Source organism: Salmonella sp. SAL4457 (assembly GCF_046548235.1).
GTDB classification, from domain to species: Bacteria; Pseudomonadota; Gammaproteobacteria; order Enterobacterales; family Enterobacteriaceae; genus Salmonella; species Salmonella enterica.
In genome coordinates, this window is sequence record NZ_JBGDZO010000951.1 from 1 (window position 1) to 252 (window position 252).

General features: G+C 66.7%; 1 protein-coding gene. It reads right to left on the reverse strand.

Features of this window, described 5'->3' with window-relative positions:
• The coding region (locus ACLJNW_RS27000) for a phosphotransferase (protein ID WP_410961622.1) at positions 1-252 on the reverse strand (252 nt) is incomplete at both ends.

The following is a 252-nucleotide window of genomic DNA, read 5'->3' on the forward strand; positions in this document are numbered from 1 at the left end:
GTAGTGCATCAGGCGGAGGCTGCGCAGGCCTTCGAGCAGCGGTAGCTGGCGCGGGTCGAAGTCGTGGAACTCGTTGTAGCCGTCGACCAGTTCGGCAATCTGCGCCAGGCGTTCGTGGCGCTCGCCGGCGAGCATCATCCACAGGTCCTGGAGGGCCGGGCCCATGCGGCAGTCGTCGAGATCGACCATGTGGTAGACATCGTCGCGGCACAGCAGGTTGCCTGGATGGCAGTCGCCGTGCAGGCGGATCGG